The sequence below is a fragment of the uncultured Marixanthomonas sp. genome, assembly GCF_963974425.1.
In the GTDB taxonomy this organism is placed as follows: domain Bacteria; phylum Bacteroidota; class Bacteroidia; order Flavobacteriales; family Flavobacteriaceae; genus Marixanthomonas.
Window position 1 is genome coordinate 1 of sequence record NZ_CAXBCK010000076.1, and the last position, 7,183, is coordinate 7,183.

7 protein-coding genes and 1 pseudogene are annotated in these 7,183 nt (G+C 37.7%); 3 read left to right on the plus strand and 5 right to left on the minus strand.

Annotation, left to right across the window (positions count from 1 at the left end; genetic code table 11):
* Nucleotides 1-70: 70 nt before the first annotated feature.
* Nucleotides 71-595: a DUF4468 domain-containing protein gene (locus tag AACZ92_RS15900; protein ID WP_339703485.1), complete on the minus strand. Its 525-nt coding sequence runs from the start codon at nucleotides 593-595 to the stop codon at nucleotides 71-73.
* A gap of 257 nt (nucleotides 596-852) precedes the next feature.
* Here AACZ92_RS15900 and AACZ92_RS15905 point away from each other — a divergent pair, with 257 nt between their 5' ends.
* Nucleotides 853-1,074, plus strand: a complete 222-nt coding sequence (locus tag AACZ92_RS15905; RefSeq protein ID WP_339703488.1) for a helix-turn-helix domain-containing protein — start codon at nucleotides 853-855, stop codon at nucleotides 1,072-1,074.
* A gap of 160 nt (nucleotides 1,075-1,234) precedes the next feature.
* Here the strand turns inward: AACZ92_RS15905 and AACZ92_RS15910 are convergent, their stop codons facing one another.
* The 4 genes from AACZ92_RS15910 to AACZ92_RS15925 form a co-directional block, all read right to left on the minus strand.
* A complete protein-coding gene (locus AACZ92_RS15910) occupies nucleotides 1,235-1,876 on the minus strand; it encodes a DUF6266 family protein (RefSeq protein WP_339703491.1) in 642 nt (213 codons plus the stop codon).
* Between the two features lie 532 nt (nucleotides 1,877-2,408).
* Nucleotides 2,409-3,428 carry a transporter gene (locus AACZ92_RS15915; protein WP_339703494.1) on the minus strand — a complete coding sequence of 340 codons (1,020 nt, stop codon included), beginning with the start codon at nucleotides 3,426-3,428 and terminating at the stop codon, nucleotides 2,409-2,411.
* 72 nt (nucleotides 3,429-3,500) lie between these two features.
* Complete coding sequence (locus AACZ92_RS15920) at nucleotides 3,501-3,878, minus strand: hypothetical protein (RefSeq protein WP_339703497.1); 378 nt, start codon at nucleotides 3,876-3,878, stop codon at nucleotides 3,501-3,503.
* A 163-nt stretch (nucleotides 3,879-4,041) separates the two neighbouring features.
* Nucleotides 4,042-4,410, minus strand: coding sequence for a nuclear transport factor 2 family protein (locus AACZ92_RS15925; RefSeq protein ID WP_339703500.1), 369 nt, complete (start codon nucleotides 4,408-4,410; stop codon nucleotides 4,042-4,044).
* A 291-nt stretch (nucleotides 4,411-4,701) separates the two neighbouring features.
* Here AACZ92_RS15925 and AACZ92_RS15930 point away from each other — a divergent pair, with 291 nt between their 5' ends.
* Together AACZ92_RS15930 and AACZ92_RS15935 are read left to right on the plus strand one after the other, a co-directional pair.
* A complete protein-coding gene (locus tag AACZ92_RS15930; protein WP_339703503.1) occupies nucleotides 4,702-5,076 on the plus strand; it encodes a DUF559 domain-containing protein in 375 nt (124 codons plus the stop codon).
* 586 nt (nucleotides 5,077-5,662) lie between these two features.
* Nucleotides 5,663-7,183 (plus strand): annotated as a pseudogene (locus AACZ92_RS15935) (hypothetical protein); the annotation flags it as partial.

Below are 7,183 nucleotides of genomic sequence, written 5' to 3' on the forward strand. Positions count from 1 at the left end.
AGTGTCGAAAATTAATAGATAAAAAAGTTGTTTTTTACCTCAGTTCTTTGTTGTGGTGTCGTTTTTTATTTTACCAATCATCATTCTTTTCAGTTTTTCCAGTCAGATAATTGTAAATTGATAAATTCAGATTATTCAGCGTGTTTTCAATTCCGATTACGAAATCCTTATAAGCTTTTCTCGGTTTTCCATTAGATTTATAATAATCTCCAATATTGAAATTCGCAAATGTTCCATTATGTCCAGAGCGTAAATTTTCTACTGTCATTCTATAGCGATTTTCTTTAAATTCAATTCGGATTTGAAATTCGAGGTCATAAGTATATCCGAAACTTTTTGAAAAACTTGGATTAATTCCCGTAAACCTAATCATTTTATTGTCAATCGAACTACCAGTAACAGCATCTGCTTTTTTGAAATTATAGTTAATCCATTCGTTAGATTTCGCATAAATCGAGTCGCTTTTCATTCCGCTAACGGATTGAACTAATGGCTCAATTTTTCCATTTCCAATATCAAATTTTTCAGCTTGTCCAAATGAATTTAAGCTGATTATACTTGCAAAAAGGAAAGCTATTAGATAATTGATTTTCATATGTTTTCGGTTTTTGTTAAATGCACCACAACATGCATATAAACCCAATTGCGTTTATACCTACTTTATTACTAATTAAGTTTACCCCACCAAAAGGCACAAGCAAATACATATACATACTAAAAAACCGGGAAGTTGTTAATGGACCTAACAAATATATATTTTATTTTTAAATAATAACAAATTCTTTATAAAAAGCTTCTTTATTTTGTTGATATCATATTTTTTGTGCGTTCTAATTTTAAATTTTACCTACTATGCAAAGTAATCAAGAACACCGGGACGCCCCTATGCCCAAAGGTGTTACGTTGCTAACAGACCACGACCTGGCGCAGCTTTTTAAAGTGAGCCTATCCAGTGTGTACCGTTGGCGTAAGCAAGAGCTATTGCCCTATTTTAAAATGGGCAATACGTGCTACTATGTACAAGAAGTAATTGTACCCTTATTAGTAGCTAAAGGCAGCAGAGGCCTGCAATGAACACCTATAGAAAACCAATAGTGTTTTCTATTTGTATGATTGATTTTAACTCCCTTTTTATATAGCACCCTTGGTTTTTTTTTCATACTTTAAACGAAGGGAACCAAAAAACCCACCTGCATAGCAAGTGGGTTTTTATCATGGAGCATATAACAAGCCGTTAGCTTACGGTAACCGCCCCCAGATAACTACTGGGGGCTGCCAGGTTTTCATCGGCTGTTACAAACGTGGCCCATACCTGTACTTCTACCCCGCTATAATAGGCCGGTAAATTAATCGAAGTACTAGCATTACTGCGTAACCCTGCGGGGTCAAACTGTTGGTACAGTTTTAAGGTGGGCGCATATACCACGACAATCAATTTATCTGCGGCATCAGCATTGCCCTGCCCACTGTTATCCGTCCAACTAAGGATTAATTCTTGGTTGGCATCGGTCGTGATGCTCTCATCGGTCAATCCACGTAGATCACCCCGGCTAATAAGTACCTTGGGATAATCCATTACATACCCATCACCATCGGGGGTAACGGCTTCAGTTAGGTGATAGCTTGTTGCCAGGTTAAAGGGAGACTTGTCCCCTTGCTCACTTCCAAAAAACCGTCCCACAATACGTTGAATGGGCGTTAAAAACTGAATGACAGTTTTAAACTTTGCGCGTTGCTGCAGTTGCAGTTCGCTGGGCGTATAATCACCGCGCTGTGGTAAACTGCGCATGATGTTCTTGCCTCTCCAGCGAGCACCTACTACGGTACCTACCTTTCCTGAGAATCCCCCTAGGATTCCTTTTTCAAATTTCGCCATAATCTTGACATTTTAAATTAATAAATGATTTGAGTAAGCAATGTAAAACGCAATCCATTATAAACCAATACTATGCAAGCTATTGACGGCTATTGCTCCGTATAAACGTTTAGTAGCCAATGGAGCTATCACTTGCCATTATGTGACGGTAATTGAAGGCGGTTGCATACTCCTGCACCTCTTTGAAGCTCATTGCCAACTTCTCCCTAAAAAACAGGGGTTTTGTTCGGGGATCCTTCGGGGTTTCTTCGGGAACGGCTTGTGTCTATTTTCCAAAAATGGACGTTTTGCGATGAAAGGACGAACAAAGGTGAACGAAAACCTTTAGTTGTTGTGTTTTAGAATAGATATTAGCAAGTATATATTCAAAGAAGTTAGTTACGGGAAGAATCAACTTCCCTACTTCAGCGGGCTTAGCACAACGCCACAAGGGAACAAGCTATAAATAAAACTACCTACTACCAACTAACTCTACTAAAAAAAACCGCCCCAAGGAATCCTTAAGACGGTTTATAAAATAAAGAAAGCAATGTTAGTGATGCCCTCCAAAACTGTATTGAATACCAAAAGTACCCATCCATTGGTTTTCCATTTGTATACCAGTCACCTCTTGTGCTACAGGAAAGCTGAATTCGGCAGCAAAGCGTAGGTTCTTTAAGTTTCCGGTAGGGATATACAGGTTACTGCCTATACCCAAATCTAACTGACTTCTGCCAGAGTTGGCCGTATTAAACAATGGCATCATCATTGGGTTAAGATCTGCATCCATACCGTCTATTTCGCCTGTGGTATAATACCGCAAACTGGTGGAAAAGCTTACATAATCGGAAGCCTTTATAGCACCCCAGCCTACCGCATCAAAGCGATTTCCTAAACTGTAATCTTCGTTGTTTTCTCCTCCACGGAATTTATAGGTAGCTTGTGCACCCCACGAAAACAAATCGGTTTGACCTAAGTAAGTGGCTCCTATAAAAGGGTCAAAGGTTCCACTGCCTAATTGCATAGGGTATGCCAGTTGGGCATTGTTCATCATAGGGGTATCATCCCGTTGGTCTATATTGCCCGTAGGTAATGAAAGCCCTACATTGGCGTGGATAGATTGACGATCTTGGTTCATTAATTTAACTAAAGCCGATACCGATACGTCACCAAATCCGCTAGACTCGGTGGTAAAATCGGCACCTATCTTAGTACGTAAATCCATACTATTACGAATGTAATTGGCCATCGCCATAAAGGTTACGGCATCAGATGGTGCATACATAGCACCCAACATATGCATATCCATTTGCATCTTCTGTGGTGCGACCATAAAGTCATCAAAAATAGCTTCGTTACTAATACCATCGCTTCCTGATAGGTTGCCTTTCATAAACATAGGCATATAGCGATAGGAAATCATAAATTCTCCTTTGTGGTGATAATGATCGCTCATAACGCTTATGGGGGCGTGTCCGTCGGGTCTGGCAGACGTCCATAAGCTATCTTGTGCCACCGCCGTTGTAGCGCATAGCAATAGGGTTCCCAATAGTGGGAATAATATATTTTTCATTGTATGTTTTTAAATGAATTAAATAAAAAAATGTAATGTTTCCGTAGTACTTCGGAAACAGACGAAGGTAATTTAAGACACTTGTGGAGGGGGTGTATCAGGTTGGAGGGAATACTTCTTTACGGAAAACCAATACGTTTGAAAAAATGGTTTTACTTCCGAAGAAGAAGAAAAGATCATTCCTGTAAAAGTTTGACAAATTATAGGGTATTTATCAAATTCAATATGCGGAATACTTTTATCATTTGGGTTAGTCGCGTCATTCGCTTTGGAAAGTTCTTGAGTTAAATGACATTTTCCGTTACACTGCATTTCTGGCTCTTCCTTATTGATACACAATACATTGGCGATATAATCGTAATTTAAGTAATAATCAGCATAAGGTGTAAGCGGGCGCAGTATGGAAAAACAAAAAAAAGTAAGTAACAGTATGCTACCAGATTGCTTCATATTGCTAATTAAAGAAGGTCATTTTTATAGCTGCAAAGATAAACATTGCAAGCAGTAAATGAATTGTAGAACAGGAAAAAATAGTGAAGAAAAGAGAGAATAAAAAAAAGCGTATAGCATGTAAATAATCGAGAGCCTACAACTACTCACTAACGACTACCACCTAAAACATCCCATTTTCATTAACCATGGTATCTGGGGCGGCTTGTCCGAAGTCCCAAAGCTCTACAATTTTTTGATCTTGAAACTTAAAGATATGCATCACGGCCATTTCGGGGCTATCCTGTGGTTTAATGCGGGAATGGATGGAAACCAGATCACCGTCTTCTAGTGCCCGTTGAATTTCGAAGACCTTATTGGGTTGGTCTATAGCAGCTTCTTCCATAGCAACCATTAATGTATGTCCGTCTCCCTTAAAATATGCATTATGATGTTTAAAAGGATTACCCACATACCGCTTAAACGCCTCTCGTGAATTCCCTTTGGCAGCCAATAGTAAAAAGTCCTTTGCGCGTTCTTTGTTAGTGTTCATGGTGTTCTGGTTTAGTTTAATAGATAATAGTGCTACACAAATATAGATGTTTCTTACTAAGAGAGAAGAGAATTTAGAGGGTAGAGTTTTATTAATTCCCCTACTTCGGCAAGTTCAGCACATCGCCTTGCGGGGGGCTACGGGGGGTGTTACTTTGTGAATTTGAAAAACAAAACGTTGTAAACACCCCTAAAGTCCCCTCAAGGGGACATGCTTGTTTCACTCCCCCCTTGAGGGGGGCTACGGGGGTGTTCTACACAATTATATTTTTCACTATCTTGCTATACACCCATGAGAAACAGAATAATTCCATACAATCCTAAGCTAAAAGAGTATGCACGGCATCTTCGGAAGAATAGCACACTCACTGAAATTATTATATGGAAACTTCTTAAGAATCGTTCTTTTGGTGTACAATTTCATAGACAAGTTCCATTGTTAGAATATATAGTTGATTTCTATTGCCATGAACTACATCTAGCTATTGAAATTGATGGGAATAGCCACGAGTACAAATATGATTACGATATTTCTCGTCAAGGGATATTAGAGTCTCACGGACTCTCCTTTCTTCGCTTCACTGATTTTGAAGTAAAAAAAGATATGTTTTCAGTAGAAATGATTATTGGGGAAAAGGTTAATGAGCTTTCTGAGTTACACCCCTAAAGTCTTACTTCGATAAACTCAATACACCGCCTCAAAGGGACATGCTTGTTCCTCCCCTACTTCAATAAAACTCAGCATAGCGTCGCAAAGAGACTAACACAAAGATGTTTGACTGAAATTGCAGACGCGAAAGACTGCAATTTTGTATCGAAAACACCGGCTTAACAATACGTCTTCTATTCATTCTACAAAAATTACGTAATTATACGTATTGCAGTAATAGGTTAATAGCTATACTTTAGCCTATGAGTTAAATTAACATTGTTGATTAAATACTAGAACTAGTTTATAAGTTACTAGTTACTACTAGTTTTTATGGTTAAGCCCAGAGTGTGATGTCTCTGGGCTTTTTTTATGGTAAGAATTTATATTTTTTTGAGGGAGGTTAAGGAGGTGTATCAAAATGAATTTTAAAAGTAGCACACTCCTCTTATGTAATTGGGATTTAAACTTCATTCTCACAAGCTAATTACTTTACTTTAATTAGCCTCACACCCTTATAAGTCAATTTTTTACGTAGTATTACGTATTTCAAACACCTACGAAATATCTTACTTTTACACACGTAACTAAACCAAATAATAATATGAAAACCATTATAGAAATATTACAGTTCATTCTATTAAAATTAAAAAAAGAGTTAATACTAGTCTTAGTATGTTTAGTAGGAGGAGTAGCTGAAGGAAACGCACAAGAATGTGACCTTCTTTCAGCTGAATGGGAAAATCCTACTCCAACTTCATTAATATATAATTATAATAGTGCTCGTTTAACTGGGATACCTGATCCCGAAAATTCTACAAACCCTACAGATGCAAAAACAATTTATGAAGGACATACTTCTCCAAATCCTGGAGTTACTCCAGTAGGCGCTGTACAAATGGGGTTAGGAGTTATTATTGATGATAATAACAATATTGAGTTTGACGTTCAAGTATATGATGATAATGCAGGAAAGCCTGGTGTTTTGGTAGGTGGAGTTACAGGGATTTCTGCTTCACAGTTTAATCTTCCTTCTAGTAATTTTAAAGATATTACTGTAGTTTTGCCCACTTCTCCTGTACCAACCACAAGTAGATTCTATGTAGGGGTAACCATGCATCCCGGAGATGACACAGATCAATTGATAATAGCGGCTAATACAAATGGACAAGGGAACGGAGATGGGTCTAATAGTATTACTACTACTGGTTATGGAAACGAAAAACTCTTATCTGTTTATGGTATAGATATAGATTTAAAAATTTTACCAAAACTAGGCGTATATGAAGACGCTTCATTTTCATATAATGCCAATAGTTACTGTACAAATAATACTGATCCTATTCCTACAATTACAGGAGATACAGGAGGTACTTTTAGTAGTACTCCTGCAGGACTTTCTATTAATACAACCACAGGAACAATAGATGTTTCTAATAGTACTGCTAATACATATACCATAACTTATACAACTGGAGGTCCTTGTCCTAATACTAAAGACCAAACAGTGACAATAAACAATGATATTCCAGTTATAACATGTCCTAGTGATCAAAATGAAACTTTAGATACTAACTGTGAATTTACATTACCAGATTATACTGGTTTAGCAACAGCTACAGATGGATGTAGCACACCTACTATAACGCAAGTGCCAGCTCCAGGAACAACCATTTCTAGCACACAAACCATCACGCTAACAGCAGATGATGGAGATGGAAATACAGTACAATGTACGTTTGATGTAATTTTAACAGATTTAACACCTCCCGTAGCTAATTGTGTGGCTCCGTTTACCGTTCAGCTTAATGCTAATGGACAAGCTTTTATTAAAGCTTCTGATATCAACGATGGTTCTACAGATAATTGTGGCATTGATACAACTAGTATTGATATTACTGATTTTGATTGTTCGAACGTTGGTGATAATACCGTTACTTTAACCGTAACCGATGTTAATGGAAATAGCAGTACGTGTACTACTACAGTTACTGTTGAAGATACTATTAATCCAACTGCTAACTGCGCTGCTCCTTTTTCCGTGCAGCTTGATGCTAATGGACAAGCTTCTATTAAAGCTTCTGATATCAACGATGGTTCTACAGATAATTGTGGCATTGATACA

What these genes read in the sequence shown, in the direction of transcription:
- AACZ92_RS15900 (WP_339703485.1), bottom strand. Translation starts at nt 595, where the DNA reads ATGAAAATCAATTATCTAATAGCTTTCCTTTTTGCAAGTATAATCAGC.
- AACZ92_RS15905 (WP_339703488.1), top strand. Translation starts at nt 853, where the DNA reads ATGCAAAGTAATCAAGAACACCGGGACGCCCCTATGCCCAAAGGTGTT.
- AACZ92_RS15910 (WP_339703491.1), bottom strand. Translation starts at nt 1,876, where the DNA reads ATGGCGAAATTTGAAAAAGGAATCCTAGGGGGATTCTCAGGAAAGGTA.
- AACZ92_RS15915 (WP_339703494.1), bottom strand. Translation starts at nt 3,428, where the DNA reads ATGAAAAATATATTATTCCCACTATTGGGAACCCTATTGCTATGCGCT.
- AACZ92_RS15920 (WP_339703497.1), bottom strand. Translation starts at nt 3,878, where the DNA reads ATGAAGCAATCTGGTAGCATACTGTTACTTACTTTTTTTTGTTTTTCC.
- AACZ92_RS15925 (WP_339703500.1), bottom strand. Translation starts at nt 4,410, where the DNA reads ATGAACACTAACAAAGAACGCGCAAAGGACTTTTTACTATTGGCTGCC.
- AACZ92_RS15930 (WP_339703503.1), top strand. Translation starts at nt 4,702, where the DNA reads ATGAGAAACAGAATAATTCCATACAATCCTAAGCTAAAAGAGTATGCA.